General features: G+C 48.9%; 23 protein-coding genes. 10 read left to right on the top strand and 13 right to left on the bottom strand.

The window, feature by feature from the left end; genetic code table 11:
* Positions 1-67: 67 nt before the first annotated feature.
* The 7 genes from HMPREF0673_RS04665 to HMPREF0673_RS04635 all read right to left on the bottom strand — a co-directional run bounded on the left by HMPREF0673_RS04665 (position 68) and on the right by HMPREF0673_RS04635 (position 6,650).
* Positions 68-820 carry a tRNA threonylcarbamoyladenosine dehydratase gene (locus tag HMPREF0673_RS04665; protein ID WP_007898706.1) on the bottom strand — a complete coding sequence of 251 codons (753 nt, stop codon included), beginning with the start codon at positions 818-820 and terminating at the stop codon, positions 68-70.
* A 56-nt stretch (positions 821-876) separates the two neighbouring features.
* Positions 877-1,980, bottom strand: coding sequence for an Mrp/NBP35 family ATP-binding protein (locus HMPREF0673_RS04660; RefSeq protein WP_007898704.1), 1,104 nt, complete (start codon positions 1,978-1,980; stop codon positions 877-879).
* Between the two features lie 144 nt (positions 1,981-2,124).
* Complete coding sequence (gene trmB, locus HMPREF0673_RS04655; protein WP_007898697.1) at positions 2,125-2,895, bottom strand: tRNA (guanosine(46)-N7)-methyltransferase TrmB; 771 nt, start codon at positions 2,893-2,895, stop codon at positions 2,125-2,127.
* Between the two features lie 212 nt (positions 2,896-3,107).
* Complete coding sequence (locus HMPREF0673_RS04650; RefSeq protein WP_007898688.1) at positions 3,108-4,130, bottom strand: branched-chain amino acid aminotransferase; 1,023 nt, start codon at positions 4,128-4,130, stop codon at positions 3,108-3,110.
* A 149-nt stretch (positions 4,131-4,279) separates the two neighbouring features.
* Positions 4,280-4,474: an exodeoxyribonuclease VII small subunit gene (xseB, locus tag HMPREF0673_RS04645; protein WP_022430090.1), complete on the bottom strand. Its 195-nt coding sequence runs from the start codon at positions 4,472-4,474 to the stop codon at positions 4,280-4,282.
* A 75-nt stretch (positions 4,475-4,549) separates the two neighbouring features.
* On the bottom strand, positions 4,550-5,860 hold the full coding sequence (gene xseA / locus HMPREF0673_RS04640; RefSeq protein WP_007898685.1) for an exodeoxyribonuclease VII large subunit: 1,311 nt from the start codon (positions 5,858-5,860) through the stop codon (positions 4,550-4,552).
* 49 nt (positions 5,861-5,909) lie between these two features.
* Positions 5,910-6,650 (bottom strand): nitroreductase family protein, encoded by a 741-nt coding sequence (locus HMPREF0673_RS04635; protein ID WP_007898670.1) that lies wholly within the window; start codon positions 6,648-6,650, stop codon positions 5,910-5,912.
* Between the two features lie 823 nt (positions 6,651-7,473).
* Between HMPREF0673_RS04635 and HMPREF0673_RS04630 the strand changes: the two genes are divergently transcribed.
* The 8 genes from HMPREF0673_RS04630 (at position 7,474) to rpe (ending at position 12,794) form a co-directional block, all read left to right on the top strand.
* Positions 7,474-7,806, top strand: coding sequence for a hypothetical protein (locus HMPREF0673_RS04630; protein ID WP_007898667.1), 333 nt, complete (start codon positions 7,474-7,476; stop codon positions 7,804-7,806).
* Between the two features lie 2 nt (positions 7,807-7,808).
* Entirely contained in the window at positions 7,809-7,988 is a 180-nt protein-coding gene (locus tag HMPREF0673_RS14155) for a hypothetical protein (protein ID WP_007898665.1), read from the top strand.
* Between the two features lie 12 nt (positions 7,989-8,000).
* Positions 8,001-9,038 (top strand): TolB family protein, encoded by a 1,038-nt coding sequence (locus tag HMPREF0673_RS04625; protein WP_007898663.1) that lies wholly within the window; start codon positions 8,001-8,003, stop codon positions 9,036-9,038.
* Positions 9,039-9,055: 17 nt separating this feature from the next.
* Positions 9,056-10,060 (top strand): PEGA domain-containing protein, encoded by a 1,005-nt coding sequence (locus tag HMPREF0673_RS04620; RefSeq protein ID WP_007898661.1) that lies wholly within the window; start codon positions 9,056-9,058, stop codon positions 10,058-10,060.
* A 2-nt stretch (positions 10,061-10,062) separates the two neighbouring features.
* Positions 10,063-11,580, top strand: a complete 1,518-nt coding sequence (locus HMPREF0673_RS04615; RefSeq protein ID WP_007898659.1) for a hypothetical protein — start codon at positions 10,063-10,065, stop codon at positions 11,578-11,580.
* Positions 11,581-11,726: 146 nt separating this feature from the next.
* Positions 11,727-11,852 carry a hypothetical protein gene (locus tag HMPREF0673_RS14980; protein ID WP_007898657.1) on the top strand — a complete coding sequence of 42 codons (126 nt, stop codon included), beginning with the start codon at positions 11,727-11,729 and terminating at the stop codon, positions 11,850-11,852.
* Positions 11,853-11,919: 67 nt separating this feature from the next.
* Complete coding sequence (locus HMPREF0673_RS14975; protein WP_007898656.1) at positions 11,920-12,045, top strand: hypothetical protein; 126 nt, start codon at positions 11,920-11,922, stop codon at positions 12,043-12,045.
* 95 nt (positions 12,046-12,140) lie between these two features.
* Positions 12,141-12,794 (top strand): ribulose-phosphate 3-epimerase, encoded by a 654-nt coding sequence (gene rpe, locus HMPREF0673_RS04610; protein WP_040596414.1) that lies wholly within the window; start codon positions 12,141-12,143, stop codon positions 12,792-12,794.
* 71 nt (positions 12,795-12,865) lie between these two features.
* Here the strand turns inward: rpe and HMPREF0673_RS04605 are convergent, their stop codons facing one another.
* Positions 12,866-13,462: an RNA polymerase sigma factor gene (locus HMPREF0673_RS04605; RefSeq protein ID WP_007898646.1), complete on the bottom strand. Its 597-nt coding sequence runs from the start codon at positions 13,460-13,462 to the stop codon at positions 12,866-12,868.
* 274 nt (positions 13,463-13,736) lie between these two features.
* On the opposite strand from HMPREF0673_RS04605, the gene HMPREF0673_RS04600 reads away from it, so the two are divergent.
* Positions 13,737-15,035, top strand: coding sequence for a hypothetical protein (locus HMPREF0673_RS04600; RefSeq protein WP_007898645.1), 1,299 nt, complete (start codon positions 13,737-13,739; stop codon positions 15,033-15,035).
* A gap of 254 nt (positions 15,036-15,289) precedes the next feature.
* Here HMPREF0673_RS04600 and HMPREF0673_RS04595 read toward each other — a convergent pair whose 3' ends face one another.
* Positions 15,290-16,471 carry an MFS transporter gene (locus HMPREF0673_RS04595; RefSeq protein WP_007898644.1) on the bottom strand — a complete coding sequence of 394 codons (1,182 nt, stop codon included), beginning with the start codon at positions 16,469-16,471 and terminating at the stop codon, positions 15,290-15,292.
* 13 nt (positions 16,472-16,484) lie between these two features.
* On the bottom strand, positions 16,485-16,811 hold the full coding sequence (locus HMPREF0673_RS04590) for a DMT family transporter (protein ID WP_007898643.1): 327 nt from the start codon (positions 16,809-16,811) through the stop codon (positions 16,485-16,487).
* Positions 16,812-16,973: 162 nt separating this feature from the next.
* Here HMPREF0673_RS04590 and HMPREF0673_RS04585 point away from each other — a divergent pair, with 162 nt between their 5' ends.
* Entirely contained in the window at positions 16,974-17,537 is a 564-nt protein-coding gene (locus tag HMPREF0673_RS04585; RefSeq protein WP_007898642.1) for a Crp/Fnr family transcriptional regulator, read from the top strand.
* A 324-nt stretch (positions 17,538-17,861) separates the two neighbouring features.
* Here the strand turns inward: HMPREF0673_RS04585 and rsmA are convergent, their stop codons facing one another.
* Genes rsmA through coaE form a run of 3 tightly spaced genes read right to left on the bottom strand, consistent with a single transcriptional unit; the run spans position 17,862 to position 19,707 of the window.
* Entirely contained in the window at positions 17,862-18,665 is an 804-nt protein-coding gene (gene rsmA, locus HMPREF0673_RS04580; RefSeq protein WP_007898640.1) for a 16S rRNA (adenine(1518)-N(6)/adenine(1519)-N(6))-dimethyltransferase RsmA, read from the bottom strand.
* Positions 18,665-19,108 (bottom strand): DUF5606 family protein, encoded by a 444-nt coding sequence (locus HMPREF0673_RS04575; protein WP_007898639.1) that lies wholly within the window; start codon positions 19,106-19,108, stop codon positions 18,665-18,667. The genes rsmA and HMPREF0673_RS04575 overlap by 1 nt, the downstream gene beginning before the upstream one ends.
* A gap of 23 nt (positions 19,109-19,131) precedes the next feature.
* On the bottom strand, positions 19,132-19,707 hold the full coding sequence (coaE, locus tag HMPREF0673_RS04570) for a dephospho-CoA kinase (RefSeq protein WP_007898638.1): 576 nt from the start codon (positions 19,705-19,707) through the stop codon (positions 19,132-19,134).
* Positions 19,708-19,750 lie beyond the last annotated feature (43 nt).

The following is a 19,750-nucleotide window of genomic DNA, read 5'->3' as shown; positions in this document are numbered from 1 at the left end:
TATGCGCTAAATTAATTCCGCCAACGGGTTTTTCTTTATATAACTCTATTTTAGTTGTTTTATTGTATTACAGCTTGCCAAGTGTCTTCTGATACACATCTTTAAGCACAAGTCCGGCTATAGTAAAGCCGAATATAGCCGTGATGTGCGCCATAGATCCATTTGTCTGCGCCTTCTGTATCAGACAGGGGTCGTTGCCTGTGTCGCTGCCGCGATTGTCAAGCAGTTCCTCGCTGTATACGCACAGGAACTTGTGCGCTGGTTTCAAACCTGCGCGCTTCATGCGTTTGCGCAGCGCCGATCCGAGCGGACAGCCGCGCACCTTCCAGAACTCCGCCACGCGTATCTGCGTCGGGTCCATCTTCAGTGCGGCACCCATCGACGAGAAGAACACGGCATTGGTCTCGCAGGCACGCATTATGAGCGATATTTTGTCCTTCAGCGAGTCGATAGCATCGATGATATAGTCGTACTCGTCGAGATGGAACTCGGCTGCAGTCTCGTCGGTGTACATCTTCTGCAGGGCGTTGACCTCGCAGTCGGGGTTTATCTCGAGCAGACGTTCGCGCAGTGCCTCCACCTTCACACGTCCTATTGTAGAGGACGTAGCCATCAGCTGTCGGTTTACGTTAGAAGCGCACACGCAGTCGCAGTCGACTATCGTGATATGACGTATGCCCGAGCGCACCAAGCACTCTACACACCAGCTACCTACACCGCCCACACCGAAGACGATGACGCGCTTCGATGCCAACGCCTTCATCACGTCTTCGCCCATGAGCAGTTCGGCGCGCTTGAATATTTCTTTCTCTTTAGTCATTGTAATACAAATAGATTCCTGTACGTTCAGACTTATTTTTTGTACGTTCAGCTCTATCAGTTCTTCGTAACCTCTACAATTTTTGTGGGCTGCTGCTCCTTGTTGCGACGGTTCACGACGGTAACAACAGCCTGTGCGAGGTTGATGAACGCCAGACCTGTTATGCTGTTGCTGTCGAGAGCGGCAGGTGTACCAGCGTCGCCATTCTCGCAGATGCCCTGCACGAGCGGTATCTGCGCGAGCAGAGGCAAGCCCTTCTCCTGCGCAAGCTGCTTGCAGCCTTCCTTGCCGAAGATGTAATACTTGTTTTCCGGCAGTTCGGCTGGTGTGAACCACGCCATGTTCTCCACGAGTCCGAGGATAGGCACGTTCACCTTGTCATTCTCGTACATGTCAATACCCTTGAGAGCATCGGCGAGCGCCACCTTCTGCGGTGTGCTGACGATTACCGCACCGGTGATGGCGAGAGTCTGGAGCAGTGTGAGGTGTATGTCGCTTGTTCCGGGAGGTGTATCGAGCACGAAGTAGTCGAGCTCGCCCCAGTCAGCGTCGGCGATGAGCTGCTTAAGAGCGTTCGATGCCATGCCACCGCGCCACAGTGTTGCGGTATTGGGGTTTACGAAGAAGCCGATAGAGAGCAACTTGATGCCGTACTTCTCGATTGGCTCGATGAGGTCGCGACCGTCTTTCTTCACGGCGTAGGGGCGTGCGTCTTCTACTTGGAACATCTTCGGAACCGACGGACCGAAGATGTCGCAGTCGAGCAGACCCACCTTGTAGCCAAGACGTGCCAAGGCGATGGCGAGGTTGGCAGCGACGGTGCTCTTGCCCACGCCGCCCTTGCCAGAGCTTACGGCGATGACATTCTTCACCTGCGGCAGCAGCTTGCCCACTTCCGGGCGCGGCTTCGAGAGGAATTCGGTCTCGATGGTCACCTCCACATCTTTCGACACGTGATAGTGGATGGCAGCCTCAGCCGCCTTGATAGTCGACTTCATGAACGGGTCGGTATCGCGTGGGAATACGAGTGTAAACTTCACTTTCATGCCGTTGATGCGCACATCGTCGGCAAGCATATTACTTTCTATTAGGTTTTTCTTTGTACCTGCATATATTACTGTTGCGAGTGCGTCAGTAATGAGTTTCGGGTATAGTGTCATGTTTGAGTTTTGAATTTTGAGTTTTGAATTTTGAATTGTTGCGACATGCGTCGCAATTTTGAGTTTTGAGTTTTGAGTTTTGAATTGATTAATTCAAAATCGGCGTAGCCGACAATTCAAAACTCAAAATTCAAAACTCAAAACTTATACTGCAGTCGTTTTAGAGCTACGCTTGTCGCGGTGATACGAGCGGTACTCGTCGAGCGGTATCTCAACTTCTGGCTCGTACAGTTCGCCGTCGTGCGGCAATGCGAACTTCATGTACTTGATGTTCAGTCCGCGTTCTATCCACATACTTTCGTAGTAGGTCTGTATGCCGAGAATCTCGTTTGTCTGTGCGTCGAGGCCTTCCGTATGATAGAGGTCTTCGGTGCGGAAGAGCAGTGGCAGATTATTGCGCTGCTGCATGTATGTGGTGTATGTGAAGAGGAAGTTGGAGTCGGTCTTCAGATGTATCGTGCCGCCGTCCTGCAGGAAGCGACGATAGCGCTCCATGAAGTAGGTAGAGGTGAGACGCTTGCGCGGGTTCTTCATCTGCGGATCGCTGAACGTGAGCCATATCTCCTGCACCTCGTCCTCTGCGAAGAAGCGGTCGATTATCTCTATGTTCGTGCGCAGAAACGCCACGTTCTTCAAGCCTTCACCGAGTGCCTGCGTGGCACCTGTCCACATGCGTGCGCCCTTGATGTCTACGCCGATGAAGTTCACGTTGGGGAACATCTTTGCCAGCCCCACCGTGTACTCGCCTTTGCCACAGCCCAACTCGAGCACAATCGGGTTGTCGTTCTTGAAATATATCTCGCGCCATCGTCCTTTCATGTCGAACGGCACATTATCTGCTACCGAGAACGGATATTGAAACACGTTCTCGTATCGCTCCATATCAGCGAACTTCGCCAGTTTTCCTTTGCCCATTGTTGTCTTTTAATTCACTTCAGAAAGAAGTATTTTTAAAAATTCGTCAATATAAGTCATCGACACTTCAAAAATGCAAAGTTACGAAATAAAGGACGATTAGACAAATTCGGAGGGTTAAAAGTGGAATTTGGGTTGGTTTATATATACAAATAAGGGTGCAGCGGCAAAAACCGCTGCACCCTTACTCTGAATATTTACCTAATCAATTTTTACTCGATTACTACTGTTGTCCAACCGTGCTTATCCTCTTCCGTGCCATACTGAATGCCACGCAGGTGATTGTAGAGCTTGGTTGAAACGGGACCTGGTTTGCCGTCCTCGCTGAACGTGAAGCGCTGACCTGTGTCGAGGTCGTCGATGTAAGAGATCGGGCTGATTACGGCTGCTGTACCACAAGCACCTGCCTCCTCAAATGTAGCGAGTTCTTCCTCAGGAATCTGGCGACGCTCTACCTTCATGCCGAAGTCCTCAGCGAGCTGCATAAGACTCTTGTTGGTGATTGACGGAAGAATAGAGGTCGACTTCGGTGTGACGTATGTGTTGTTCTTGATGCCGAAGAAGTTGGCAGCACCACACTCGTCCATGTACTTCTTCTCCTTTGCGTCAAGATAGAACTCGCAAGCGTAGCCCTTCTCATGAGCGAGATGGTTGGCTCTGAGCGATGCTGCATAGTTGCCACCCACCTTGTAGATGCCTGTGCCGAGCGGAGCCGAACGGTCGTAGTCGCGCACGATGACGTACGGGTTGGTAGAGAAACCACCCTTGAAGTAAGGTCCTACCGGTGTGACGAAGATGATGAACATGTACTCTTCTGCCGGACGAACGCCTACCTGTGCCGATGTACCGATGAGGAGTGGACGGATATAAAGCGTAGCACCGCTCTCGTATGTCGGGATGTACTCCTGGTTGAGGCGCACTACCTTCTTCACCATCTCAACGAAGAGGTCTGTAGGCAACTCTGGCATCATGATACCGCGGCATGTCGACTGCAGACGTGCTGCGTTCTCTTCCATTCGGAACACGCGCACCTTGCCATCGGGGCAACGGTATGCCTTCAGTCCCTCAAAGGCTTCCTGTCCGTAGTGCAGACAGGTGGCTGCCATGTGGAGCTTAATATACTCGTCGGAGCAGACCTCTATCTCGCCCCACTTGCCATTGCGGTAGCAACAGCGCACGTTATAGTCGGTAGGCATATAGCCGAACGACAACTCTGACCATGCTATATCTTTCATAAAACTTTAGGTTTTAATACGTTTCTTTTTCATAGCGGGGATATGCTCCCCTAACCGCAGGCAAAAGTAATAATAATAAAACAAACGTGCAACTATTTGTGCGATATTAGACATTATTAGCACAAAAAAGCAGACAACGACTTGCGTTGTCAATCCTCACTGCCGAGTATCTTGCGTATGTCCTCGTCGGTTTTCGTGAGTTTGTCCTTGCATTGCTTTATCAGCTTCTGCGCGGTCTTCAGTTGCTCACTGAGCGAGTCTATATCGAGCTCGCCGTTCTCCATCTTTGCTGCGATGTCTTCCAACTGGCGCATCGCTGCTTCATATTTCTGTTCTTTGGGCATATCTTCTTGTTTAATAATTAGTAAACCTCCGCTACGAAAGGCAGCGTGGGTATGGCAGGATGCCATACCCTCCTACTATTCCACTCTTGATTTGAATGTTCCTTTCTCCACCCGCGTCTCCACCAGCGCACCCTGCGGCAGCTGTGCGGCATCGCGCACCGCCTTGCCGTTGTACGTCGTGATGCTATAACCGCGGCGCAGAAGACGGTCGGGGTTTTCAGCCTCAACGCGCTGTGCGAGCAGCTCGAGCCGGTGGTGCTCGTTGTCTATCTTTCGTCTTGCGGATACCTCTATGGTGCGCTGCAAGGTGTTGACATAGGTCTCCGCCGTCACGAGTTGCCTGTTCGCAGCCGTCGTTATGCGCTGCATAAGGCGGTCGGCTCTGCCCCACTCCTTCGTCTTCACGAGCGAGAAGAGCATGGGAATACGCTCCGATAGCGACACGAGGCGCACACGCTCCACATCCATGCGGCGTTGCACACGGTCGGCAATGCGGTCTGCAAGCTGGTCGAGGCGCAAGGCGGTGCGCTGCAGGTTGTCGATGAGGAACTGCGCAGCAGCCGTTGGGGTCTTCATGCGTGCGAACGCCACCATATCGAGCACACACTCGTCACGCTCGTGACCGATGCCGGTAATGACGGGCAATGGGAAGTTGGCTACGTTCTCCGCCAAAGCGAGCGTGTCGAAGCCCGACATATCGCTCGTGGCTCCGCCACCGCGTATCACCACCACCGCGTCGAAGTCATCCACGCGCTCGTATATGCGTCCGAGGGCGGCTATCACGCTCTGCTCCACGGCTTCTCCTTGCATCACGGCAGCGAATAGCTCCACCTTATATATATAGCCTCCTTGATTGTCGTGCAGCTGGCGCGAGAAGTCGCCGTAGCCGGCTGCTCCTTCGCTCGATATGACGGCTATGCGCTGCGCAAACAACGGCAACCGAAGCTCTTTCTGCAGGTCGAACACGCCTTCTGCCTTCAGCTGGCGCACTATCTCCTGGCGGCGGCGTGCGAGATCGCCCATGGTGTACTCGGGGTTGATGTCGCTCACTATCCACGAGAAGCCGTAGGCGGCATGAAACTGCGCACGCACGCGCAGCATCACCTTCATGCCTGCGTGCAGCCGCTGACCAGTGATGCGCTCGAACTTGGGGCGTAGCAGCGACCAGCGCGATGCCCAGCACTTGGCTGAGGCGCGTGCCGTGGGCGTGTTGGAGAATTCGTCCTTCTCCACCAACTCCATGTAGCAATGCCCGCGCACCTCGCGTGCTTCCGACAGCTCAGCCTCCACCCAGTACTCATCGGGCAGACTGATGTCAACGACAGCTGCAACGAGCGAGTTAAGTTCGAGGAGCGAGAGCGGCTTATCGAACGTGTCTTTGTTCATTGTTATATCTAAATACTTGTTATGGTTTCGGCTTGTGGGTCGGAGCCCATCAACGTAAGAAGCCCTGCTTCTTGAGCACCTCCAGCAGTCCTGCAGACATAGCCTCGTTGTCCTTGCGTGTGTAGCGGCAGTCGGTGTACACCTGCGCGAGGGTCTGCTTGCCGTTCAAGCGCACGAACTCGCGGTTCTCCTCAAGCGCTTCCTTCTCGGCATAGAAGCGGTCAATGCGCTCGGGGGTATAGTCGCAGTAAGTCTCCTCGTGCATGATGGCATCGAGGGGCAGACGGTCGGTGAGCGCAGGCTGCTCGTCGGGCCAGCCGAGCGTGATAGTAGCCACGGGCACCACAAGGCGAGGCAGCTGCAGCACGTCGATAATCATCTGCGGCATGTACACCGTTGTGCCGAGGAAGCAGCATCCGAGACCTTCCTCCTCAGCAAGGTTGCAGAAGGTCTGGCAGAAAAGCAGCGCGTCGGTGGCTGCGTTCTGAAAGGAGAGCATGTTGTCGTAGCCCGGGTCGGCGCTGCGGTTCTCCGCCCAAAGCGTAGTGCGACGGAAGTCGGCGCAGAACGTGAGCACTACGGGCGCTCCCTCCACCATCGGCTGGTTGAAGTGTGCCGGCGCGAGGCGGTGCTTCTGTTCATCGGATCGTGTCACCACTACGCTGTAAAGTTGCAGGTTGCCCATTGTCTGCGTGCGCTCCGCCTCGCTGAGCAGGCGGCGCAGCAGCGTGTCGCTTACCGCAGCATCGGTGTACTTGCGTATGCTGCGACGTGTGTTGATTGTCTTCATATTTCGGTTGTTATCGTTGTTCCAAAACTAACTGCTTACATACTGCGACAGCTATTATCGCAGAAGACAAAGTTACGTATTTTTTCCGTATTGCGAACGACTTATGCAAAGTTTTTTGCATATATTGTAATCACATAAAACTAATACCAAGAACACGAAACCAACGGATTGTCAGTCTGCTTTAACGAGACCGCAGTGTACACAAGTAATAAAAATAATTAGCTTTAATAATTTGCAGTTTCAAAAAAATACACTAATTTTGCATTGTCTCTACGCCGATGACACTTTAAGTGCCGGGAAAGACAACGCTATTCGGTTAGCTGCGTGTCGTGGAGATACCATATATGGAAAGGCGTTTATCACGCGCTTTGTTCACTGACAGCTTGAAAGCCTAGGAAACTCTCAAATTGTGGTCAAGGGACATGGCAACGATAGATGCCACGGGGTATGACACTATTGTCAGCCCTCATTGGTATATTATATTAATATATAATGTGTACTTACATTCACGTAAGTATGCACTTATGACTATATACATATACGATGAGGCTGCTACGTTCATATCGGCGTGGGGTCTTGGGTTGCTCGTTTCGACTACAATGGGCAATTCCTAGGGCCTCAAGCTGTGGAGCGAGTAACGGATAGAGTCTCCACGTCCTTTTTTTATATCGGTCATCACTGAGTTTTTATTTTTAATAGACTTCTTGGAGACGGCGAGTCTGGTATTATAACTATTAAAAGAAAAACTTACATATTACTATCAGCCCTACTCATATCAATCAGCGAACTGGTTTACATTCTGTATAGACCGCTAACGCTCTATATGTTTAAACCGCTTGAGCAGATGGGCTTGCTCGACGATCTCAGAGCCTTAAGGTCTGCACATTGGCTTCCGCCTATAGAGACGGTTCCTGAATGGGTTGTCTATAGCCTACCCGACGGAATGTGGTTGTTGTCATACATGTTTGCAATGGAGTTCATATGGAACAACGACGGCAAACACATACGGTTATTTTTCGTTTGGGCTATGCCAGTGGCTATCATAGCGCACGAGTTCTGTCAACTCATGGGGCTTGCCAGCGGCACATGGGATATTCTCGACTTAACGTCTTACTCAATCGCAATCATCATTTATTTACTAACAAAAAAACTATAATTATGACACAAAGCATGTCTTTAAAGCTTATCTGCTCGTGCATCGTTGCGGCAGTTTTTGTGATTGGAGCAGCAAGTTGCGCTACTTCAAAGTACCAACAGGCACTTGATAAACAACTTCAGCAAAACGGTACATCCAATTCAAACCAATCACCAACGAACGAATCACCAACAAGCAACTAAAATCAACACATTATGAAAACATCAGTAAAAGTATTAGGCTTTGCAGCCGTTTCTGTATTACTCGCATCATGCGGTTCGAGTAAAGTAGCCAACTATCTTGAGGCATTCACCCCCGAGGAAAGCGGTCTTAACCTTGTGAAGCTCACCGACGAGTCGACCAACAGTATCATCTCCGGCAACTCAACTAAGGAGCCAGCATGGGCCAATCGTGCTTACTACAAGAACTCGAGCTGGGCATACAGTGCCGAAGCCCACTTCAAGTGGTGTCCGTTACGCACTCTCGCTATCTCGCCCGATGGCAGCAAACTGGCATACCTCTACAAGGCTAACGGTCAGACAAACATCATGGTGAGAAACGCAGGTGCCCAGGGTGCTGCCACACAGCGCACATTCCGCGACGTACTCTCGTTCTCGTGGGCAAAGGACAACAAACTCTACTTCTCCGATCAGAACGGTGTCAACTATTACATCTCTTCTGTCAACGCCGACCAGGGAAGCATGATGCAGCAGATAACCAACGGTTCGGTGGCGGATTGGAACCCTGCCTCACTCGACGGTCAGAAAGTATTCTTCTCACGCCAGTCGGCTAATGGTCCGTCGGTATGGTCGCTCGACAGAAAGGACGGCACACTCACATCGTGCGCTTCCGGCTACAACGTTTGCCTTATCCCTAATGACCCGGAAGCTTTCTACTGCGTCAGAAACTCTTCTGCCGGACGCAGCGAGATATGGTATATCAATTATATTAAAGGTCAGGAGACACTTATCCTTACTGACGAAAAACGTAGTTTCGCCAACCCTGCTCTTTCGCCCGACGGCAAGTGGCTCGCAGTTGAAGGCAACTCTACATCGTCTATCAACAACGTGGTGAACACCGACATCTTCGTGGTAAGAACCGATGGTTCGCGATTGACACAGCTCACCTTCAACCCGAGCTGCGATATGTGTCCGGTTTGGGCTAAAGACGGACGCAGCATCTACTTCCTCTCGACCAGAGCTAACCGCGAAAGCAAATACAACATCTGGCGAATGAATTTCAACATCGAATAAACATCAATACAAGAACAATGAAACGAATAGGACTTATTATCTTATCGCTTCTAATGACGGTCTGCGCTACACAAGCGCAGACTGCCAACGACTCGGTAAGAATCAAGCTGCAAACAACAGCTGGTGCGGATATCGCCATTGACGGCGATTGGTCGTCAACCAACATAATGTACACAAAAGTAGCAACCGGACAACACAACGTAACCGTAAGATATGGCAGCTTATTTGAAAAGAACTACCCTATCGAAGTCAGCACTACCGGCAACACCGAATTCTCTTTCCTTATCGAAGGTGAAGCTAATATCAGCAGTATGCCAAAAGCCACAATCATCATGGACGGCATACCACAAGGACTGACTCCTCAAACTCTAAAAATCGTCGGCACACACAACATCAAAATCAAGGGCGACGAGAAAGAGTACTTCGACATTAGCGACCAAATCACTATCAACCCGTTCGAGAAGAAAGACTTCTCGTACACACTAAAGAAGCGTCCGCCACGCCTGTACGGCATGGTGATAGCCAACTACACTGGCTGCAACGCTTTCGGCGCGACACTCGCCTTGTGTCGCAACTGGGGTGCATACCTACGAATTGCCAATGCAGGCGGAGAGTTTGGTCAAGATGAGGGTTATCCAAAGCCTTATTATAAAGACGGGTATTACGGCACTGGCATATACAAGAAGAAGAATCAGACATACGCAACCGTTACAGCCGGAGTTATGAAACGTTGCCACAAATACTTGTTCGCTTACGTAGGAGCTGGATACGGAGAATTCGGACAGACATACGAACAAATAATAGACACTGACAACGAAGAGCCTAATTACAGTACAGAGCGTTGTATATCTGGTGCCAAAGGCGTAGCTGGAGATATCGGTATAATTGTAAAGTATAAAGCCCTGCTGCTGCAGGTTGGATATGCCTCAATATTGACCGGAAAATTCGGCGACACCAAGTGGCATCACGACCCATACATAGGCTTAGGCATCAGCATCCATAAAAACAAAAAACGCAACTAATCATGAAGAAATATCTTTTTATACTATTGGTCTGCTTTGCAGCTATCTCCTGCAACAGCTATGATGACGAAGTAGGATATATTGTCACAACAAACGACACATGTCTTCAAGACGTAATTTCTGCAAATCACACTTCCTGCAAAATAAAATACGGACAGACCATAAAACACGTGGCAGGTAAACCGAAGCTCTCAAAGGTGATCTTCAAACTGAATGGAAAAGGAGAAGATGAGTTTGTAGATGCACAAAAAGGTGATGACGACCTCTACTATGCTGAGATAGATATCCCGTATGACAGAAATGTAACTATATCTACTATAGCAACCATAAACGGGGAAGATGAAAATTTACAGTGTGACAGATCCGTAAGATACACCAAATCGGATATATTCGTCACACAAATAGATGGTGAGTACGAACAGAAGGTGATATCTGCAACCCCTACTTCGTGCAAGATAAAATACGGACATCCTGTAAAAGAACTGACAGCAACCCCCAATGTATCTAAAGTTGCCTTCAAGGTAGAAAGTCCTAATGGTCAGGAAATAGTTGCCGCCAAAAAAGGCAATAACGACTTCTACTCTGCCGAGCTCAACATACCACTTAATGCAAACGTAAAAATATCTACTATAGCTACAATAAACGGAGAAGACGGAAGTGTATGCAGTAAGGAGATAAAATACACAACAATGGATTTTGCCCCTGAGTTTGCAGACTCTATACAGACAAATCCGCTCAACTATGACGTAGTACGATATTGTGTCAATATTATTAAAAAACAGGACGTAGCATCTATAAATAAGATATCTACAGCAAAGGTTACCTTTGGTGAAAAGAGCTACTCATTAACCATTGCTGATGACGGCAGCATGTATTGCGACATCAACTTGTACGACATTGCAAATCTCTCTGGTAACCCAACATTAACCATAAAAAATGAGATTGCTGAATACACTTTGAAGGGACATTTGCAATTTGAAGTAAGTAAAGAAACTATCAGTGACTACGACACATCCGAAGACGGTAAAGAGGTTGACGGATGTATATATCTTGCAGGCACAAAATGGCAGAAAGGAGTTTTTGTTAAAGATTCTGATGGAAATTCGTATTTAGATATCAACGATGAATTAGGTAGTTTAATAAAACACGAGTATGAATTAGACGCATCTACAACACCATCAGTAGAACAGGCTAAAAAACTTGCTAAATATTGTTCTATGCAAAGAGTAAAGGCTATAAATGCTGTAGAAAACGATCAACAATATGGAATTGTTATATATCCAGCAAAGAACAATGAAAAGATAAACAGCTTCTTTTATCCGGTTAAGCCATGTAAAATGGCTGACATTAGAAATAAGGGGCTTTATGTCAGAACAAAAACTGATTATGGTTCACCAGCAGACAAACCCTTCTATTATCGCTATTATTTTCAATTTAGTAGTTATAGCGGAGGTAGTAATTGCGAAGGTAATAATTATGGACGCTGGGACGATTGTTATAAAATGCCTATAAAGAAATAGATTAATTATAGTGGCGAAACAAAATAGTACTTATACAATTGTTGCATCCTAACAGACAGCAATAAATACTGTCCACCAGGCACCTAAAATGATTGGTAGCGCAAGCAGAACCGTGGAATAGTTCTGCTTACGCTACCTTTTTTAATATGCAAACATCATCCGCATCGACCGACGCAGACATACGCATCGACCGACGCAGACATACGCACCGACCGACGCGGATGACAAAAGAGCTGAAACTGCAAGAAAAAAATATTCGCTACAATATGTAATAAACACCGAACGGCTGCGTTTACTAAATATAAAAACATCTCCAAAACATATAAAATAGCTTTGCCTATGAAGTATTTTACTCAAGAAGAACTACAGCCTTCGGAAAAGACATTGAGCTTCATCCGACAGATTGCCTACTCCTACAGATTGGCGCAGGCGAACAACCGCAACAAACCGTATTGCGTTAGTTAAAGAAAACAACACCCTCGTCAACTTGCCGGCTCGTCAGCTCGCGCAAGTTGAGAACTTACAAAATCGAAAACAAAAGAAAGGAAACAAAAAAGGAAATGGAAACTCTCATATCACCTTCGCTTCTCTCAGCGAACTTCATCGACTTGCGTTCGGACATCGACATGATAAACCGCAGCGAGGCAGACTGGCTGCATCTGGACATCATGGACGGCGTGTTCGTGCCTAACATCTCGTTCGGCTTCCCCGTCATCCAGGCGGTGGCTAAGGAGTGCAAGAAACCGCTCGACGTTCACCTTATGATTGTGCATCCGGAACACTACATCAAGGAGGTGGCTGCAACGGGCGCCATGATGATGAACGTACACTACGAGGCGTGCACCCACCTGCACCGCACCATCCAGGAGATTCACGCTGCGGGCATGAAGGCTGGCGTGACACTCAACCCACACACTCCGGTGAGCGTGCTCGAGGACATCATCTGCGACGTGGACATGGTGCTGCTGATGAGCGTGAACCCTGGCTTCGGCGGACAGAAGTTCATACCGCACTCGGTGGAGAAGACGAAGCGCCTGCGCCACCTCATCGACGAGTCGGGCAGCAAGGCTCTCATACAGATTGATGGTGGCGTAGACGACAAGTCGGCTCCGCTGCTCGTAGAGGCTGGTGCCGATGTGCTCGTGAGCGGCAGCTACGTGTTCAAGGCTGCAGACCCTATCGCTACAATTCACGGACTGAAGCACTGTAAGTAACCCATAGGGGGTGCAGTTGAGATTTATTGGTGCACTTGAGACAAGTGCACCCCCTATAAGTGCCCCTGAAATTACGCTAATTGGAGCGAGATGCCGTTGCTCTTCGCCATGCGACGCATGTTGAGCAGGGCATAGCGCATACGGCCGAGGGCGGTGTTGATGCTCACACTCGTGGTGTCGGCAATCTCCTTGAAAGAGAGTTGCTGATAATAGCGCATGTACACTACCTCGCGCTGAATGGGTGGCAGCATATCGAGAAGTCGGCGCACGTCGTTCATCACCTGACGGTTGACGTATGCGCTCTCGATGTTGCCCTCCATGAGGTCGTCGCCTCCGATGTTGGAGAGGTCGTTGTCCTTTCCGGCTTTCACGATGCAACGCGACGACTGGTCGCGATACCAGTCCATGATGGCGTTGTGGGCGATACGCATCACCCACGCGCTGAACTTGCCACTGACAACATAACGACCCTCCTGAAGACGTGTGATAACCTTTATGAAGGTCTCCTGGAAGATATCATCAGCGGTTTCGCGGTCGTGAACCACGAAAAGAATGTATGAGAAGAGGTTCTGCTGATTGCGCGAAAGCAACAAATCGAAAGCCTTGTTATTCCCATCGACGTATGATAGGGCCAACTCTTCGTCGGTCATATCCTTTAAATTCTTCATTTTCTTAATCGGTTTTTGTTAAGTAAATGTGCTTCGATAGGCAATAAACAGGGGTTTAATGAATTAAAAAATATAGTTGCTTTGCATTAACGCATTGGCAAAGTTAAACTATTTTAATGAAATTCCCAAAGAAAAGCTAAAGTTTTTTGAATTGTAGAACTTTTTTCACCTCATTGTAATTGCTTTTCTCATATATAATATATAACTTTGCATTGTCAATAATAACGTAATCGAACATTATCAAATAACATCTATAAACTTAAAATTAAACACTATGATTAAAACTTTACGCTACACATTCATGGCTATGCTTATGCTCGTTTGCAGCACTGCATTTGCAGGCGACATCACACTCAACGCCACTGATTTCGCTGGTGGCGAGACAGCTACAGTAACTCAGGATGGTATCACTCTCACCATCGACAAGGGCACATCAACATCTGGTGCTGGCAACCTGTATAACGGACAGCAGTTCCGTATCTACAAGGGCAACATACTGACCGTGTCTTCAACCGTTGGCAACATCACCAAGATTGTGTTCACATGTACAGCTAACAATGAGGTAAAGTGGGGTCCTGGCTGCTTCGCTGCTCAGGATGGCTACTCTTACGAGGGCAAGACTGGCACATGGGTAGGCAACGCTGCTGAAGTTAAATTCACAGCAGAGTCTAACCAGGTTCGCGCTACTACCATCGTGGTGACAGTAGGCGGAGAAGTAGGTCCTACAAAGAAGTCAGCAGGCTTGAAGTTCTCTGAGTCAACCGTCGACTACGAGCTCGGCACAACATTCACTGCTCCTACATTCACAAAGGCAACAACAGCTGCTGTTAAGTTCGTTTCTGACAACGAGGAGGTAGCTACCGTAAACGCAGAGGGCGTTATCGCAGCAACTGGCAAGGAGGGCAAGGCTATCATCACTGCTTCTGCAGAGGAGAACGCCGACTTCAACGCTGGCAAGACAACCTGCACTGTTTATGTTTACCGCATGAACGTGTACAAGAAGGCTACCGCAGTAGAGGCTGGCAAGCAGTATCTCATCGTGGCTCAGCGCGACAACAAGACATACTACGCTGCTCCTGTCAAGTACAACGCAGAGAAGCCTTACGGCTACCTCAACTCGTTCAAGGTTGACGGCATCGTTGACGAACTCAAGATTAAGTCGTCTTACAAAAACGCATTCACATTCGAGGCTGCTGAGGGCGGCTGCGCTATCAAGGACGCTAACGGCTACTACCTCTACATGGACGGCAAACACGCTTCATTCCAGCTCGGCAACGAGGCTAAGGCTTGGACTGTAGAGCCTGCAGAGAACGGCACATTCACCATCACAAACAACGGTCAGTTCATACAGTACGGCAACGGTACATTCACCACATTCGGTGCATGGACAGAGGCTCAGGACAAGGCTGTTAAGCCGATGCTCTTCGTATTCGACGAGGCAGCTGGCATCAACGGCGTTCAGACAACCGTTAAGCAGCAGAGCAACGTACGCTACAACATCGCTGGTCAGCGTGTAGGTGCCGACTACAAGGGCATCGTTATCGTGAACGGCAAGAAGTATCTGCAGAAGTAAAACAGCTTAAACAACCCACCTGTGCCGCTAAACAGAACGGCATAGACTGGTAGATATACAAAAAAGGCTGGTAGATAGGCTGGAAGATTTAGGCTTCCGGCGACTTATCTACCAGCCTTTATTGTGCTTATAATGTGCGAGTTGCGTAAGATGCTGGTAGATATGGCAGATTTTTTCAACTACACACTTATTATATACAGCAGTAGAAAACAAAAACTTGATTGGGAAAAGCACAAGAAATTTGACATCCACCCTTATGCCGTTTTAGAGTTGAAGCAATTAGCAAGCAAGGAAGCTGCGGTAAAGGCAACTCCTACCCCCACCACACCCATCCATCCATAATGTTGCCAGAATAAACCTGAAACAAATGTACCGGCAGAACCTCCTAAGAAGTAAATAGTCATATAAACGGTATTGACCCTGTTGATGGCGGATGCGTCAAGAGCGACCACGCTTGTCTGATTTGACAGATGGATGCTTTGCATTCCGGCATCAATCAAGAGGATGGCGATTATCATCCACAAGTAACTGTCATTTCCCCAAAATGCCAACAACCATGCAAACAAGATGACGCATCCTCCGACAATGGAGAAGAATCTTGCGCCATACTTTTGGATATATCCGCTGATGAAAACCACCGTGGATGCACCTGCCAATCCGCACAAACCGAGTGCTCCGATAATATCGTCGCTCGCAAAGAAAGGCTCTTGCTTCATTCGGAAAGCAAGGCAACTCCACAAGGCAAAGAACGAGCCATAAGCCAATGCCGCCCTCAACGACGCGATACGCAAGTACGGGTATTTGAAAAGTAGACGCAACAAGGATTTCATCAGCCCTGCATATTTTTCTTGTGAACGGGCAGGCAACACGGGCAGCATTTTGTGAATCATCAGAAAACACCCGAGCATAAACACGCAAGCCACAAAATAGACAGAACGCCATCCCCATATATCGGCGAGTAAACCACTGAATACCCGTGACCCAAGAATGCCTATGAGCAAACAGGACTGTATAATCCCCACGTTGCGCACCTTGTGGTCAGGAGCTGAATTATACGACACCAACGGAATGAAGAACTGCGGCATGACAGAAGATGCCCCGGCAAACAAGGATGCGCCCCACACCCAATAGATGTTCGGAGCGAGTGCTATGGCAAGCAAGGCGCACGAAGAAACGATGTAATTGGTCAATATCAGTCTCTTTCGCGAAACCAGGTCGCCAAGCGGAATGACAAATACAAGCCCTGCCACATAGCCTATCTGGGTCAATGTCGCCACCATGCTGGCGGAAAAGTCGCTTACCGCGAAATCCTTAGCCATGCTACCCAACAGAGGCTGGTTATAATAGCAGTTGGCAACGGAAAGCCCGGTAGCAACTGCCATCAGCGCCAGCAAAGGCACCGGAATACCTTGATTCTCCCTCAATTCATACTTCATCTTCCGTCGCCTTTCAATATGACACGATTTTCAATCCTATCAGAGAAGCAATGAGCGTGAACAGGAAGAAAAGACGGATGGGAGTGGCCGACTCCTTGAAGACGAATATCCCTATCAAGACCGTACCAACCGCCCCGATACCCGTCCAAATGGCGTATGCCGTTCCCAAAGGTAAAGTCTGAACCGCCTTGGCAAGCAGGGTCATGCTCAATACCGTGGAAGCCAAGAAGCCACTACCCCACAGATAAAAAGCAAGTCCTGACGCAGCTCTCGTTTTACCCAAGCAGAATGTAAGGCTCACCTCAAACAATCCTGCCAATAATAAGATTATCCAATTCATACCTATAAATTATTAAATTCAGGTGCAAAAGTAAGCAAGTAATCTCTAATGGCTTTTTGCATTTGGTAAAAACTGATTTTGCATTTGGCAAAAAAAACAGCCGTTCATTCCCGTTTCTATGTGCTATTTTATAATTTTGCACACCGAATACAACAATGAGTTATGGATATAAAGGAAATCATCAATCAAAGATATGCCATGCCGAATGCGTCTTTGGATAGATTACGGCAATGCCTGACTGAGGTTTCATACCCAAAAGGATTCTGCGTGTTGGAAAGCGGCAAGATAGAAAAGGATATCTTTTTCATCAAGAAAGGCATTGTCCGCGCTTACACTTCGGTGGACGGGAAAGAAATTACATTTTGGGTTGGCAAGGAAGGAGCGACCCTTGTTTCTATGAAAGGATACGTAAACAATGAGCCGGGATATGAGACGATGGAGCTGATGGAAGATTCTGTCTTATACGTATTGGAGAGGAAAAAGCTGAAAGAATTGTTTTCGGAAGACTTGCATATTGCCAATTGGGGACGGCGTTATGCGGAGATGGAATTGCTTGCCACCGAGGAACGGCTAATTTCCATGTTGTCCGCCATTGCTTCGGAACGATACAAAGAGTTGTTAGAGAAAGAACCCGATTTGTTGCAACGGTTGCCGTTGGGAAACATTGCTACCTATTTAGGCATAACACAGGCAAGTCTGAGCCGGATCAGGGCACAAATAAAGTGACGTGATTCGGCGGATATTACATAGTTTTTTAATAATAGAGGTGGTAGCCGTCGTTTCAGAACTCATTGGTGCTGACTCAGATGAACTAACCATCCAAATTATTGAGAATGACAAGAGCCTTGGCTGCACTTAGAGAGTATGCTCAAACGGCATAAATTCTAAATCCGAAACTTGAATTATTAATAAGTTGGTGCACCCCCTAAGAAGTATGTATTATTAATAAATTGGTGCACTTGAGACAAGTGCACCCCCTAAGAAGTATGTGCTATTATCAGGGGGTGCAGTTGTCTCAACTGCACCAACAAAAAAACAAGTACACCCCTATTATATTTCAAGGCGCTTCATCTCTGCCTCCACGATGTTCGTAAGCTCTACGAACTGCTCCACGGAGAGCTGCTCCGGACGCTTCGTCATGATGTCCTGTGCGTAGAACTCGGCAGAAGCCGAACCGCCAAATATCTGGCGCAAGCTAACGCGCAGCATCTTGCGACGCTGGTTGAACACGGTCTTCACTACGCGCTTGAACAGACGCTCGTCGCAACCGAGGTCGGTCACAGTGTTGCGCGTCATGCGTATCACTGCACTCTTCACCTTTGGAGGCGGATTGAACACCGTCTCGTCAACCGTGAAGAGATACTCCACGTCGTACCAAGCCTGGATGAGCACCGACAGGATGCCGTACGCCTTTGTGCCGGGTGCAGACGCGATGCGCAGAGCCACCTCGCGCTGTATCATACCCGTGCAGCAAGGGATAAGCTCCTTGTAGTCGAGCATCTTGAAGAATATCTGCGACGAGATGTCGTAAGGATAGTTGCCCGTGAGTACGAACTGCTTGCCGTCGAATATCTCATTGAGATCCATACGCAAGAAGTCGTTACCGATGATGTTCTCGCGGAGCTTCGGAAAGGTCTCGTTGAGGTAAGCCACAGACTCCTTGTCAATCTCCACCGCCTTCACAAGGCGTGGCTTGGTGACAAGAAATTGTGTCATTACACCCATACCAGGTCCTATCTCCAACACCGGTATGTCGGGACAAGCGTCCACCGTGTCGGCTATAGCCTTCGCTATGCCGAGATCGGTGAGGAAGTGCTGTCCAAGGTTCTTCTTCGGTCTAACCGCCTTCGCCATTATTCAGCCTCCTGACGGTCGTCAATGTTGTCGCCCTCTGTGGGTGCAAGCACAGTCTCGAAGTCGGTGATGCCGTTGATGACGAGAATGTTGTACCACTGGATGAGCTTCTTGATGTCCGAATCGTGAACGCGGTCGCGGTCGTAAGCCGGCAATACCTCTGCGAAGAAGTTGTGGAGCTCGTCAGCCGAGCACTTCTTGTAGTTGAGCGAACACTCCTTCGACTGCTCCTTCTCGCCGAGGTTCTTGAGCACCTGCCACAATGGGATGTCCTCTGCGTCGGTGTACATAGCGATGTCGCCGAGCGATGTTACACGGTCAGAAGCAAAAGCCGGCATACGGCGGTGTGTAGCGTCGAGAGCCTCAACGATGAGGTTGCGGTTGCCACGTGATACGAGTTTGTAAAGTCCCGGCTTGCCGGCTATTGAAAGAATTGTTTCCATTGTCTTTAATGTTTATTTATTAATTATTGATTATTGATTGCTATTTGTCTTAATATATCGTCGATCTGCACTTGCAGGTCGCATACGCCGTCGTTCTGGATGCGGAAGTCGCTACGTTCTGCCATCTCTTCTTGGCTCATCTGCACATCAATCCACTCGGCTGCACGCTCAGGGGTAATGCCGTCGCGCTGTACGATGCGTTGTATGCGTATCTCACGTGGTGCTGTCACGCAAACGATGCAGTCGAACGCTATGCGGCGGTCGAACCCACTCTCGAAGAGTATGGCGCTCTCAAGCCACTGCTGCCCCGAGGTTGCGAAGTCGATTGCCACTGCGGGATGAACGATATCGTTGATGGCGAGTTTATGCGCCTCGCTTGCGAGTAGGAACTCGGCAAGCACCGGCTTCTGTAGCACACCGTCGGCTGAGTAGACTGCGTCGCCAACGAGTGTCTTTAGTTGCTGCTGCAGTGTGGTTGATGTGCGCATAAGTCGCTTAGCAGCCGCATCGCAGTCGTACACCGCTATGCCACGCTGCTCCAAGAGCCGACAGACGTAGCTCTTACCCGACCCTATTCCGCCTGTTATTGCTATCTTCATTGTTTATAATCTTTAGAAGTTGAAATGTAAACATCTCAACACC

The sequence above is a fragment of the Leyella stercorea DSM 18206 genome, from assembly GCF_000235885.1.
Classification (GTDB): Bacteria; Bacteroidota; Bacteroidia; order Bacteroidales; family Bacteroidaceae; genus Prevotella; species Prevotella stercorea.
This window is presented reverse-complemented; position numbering and strand designations above follow the sequence as displayed.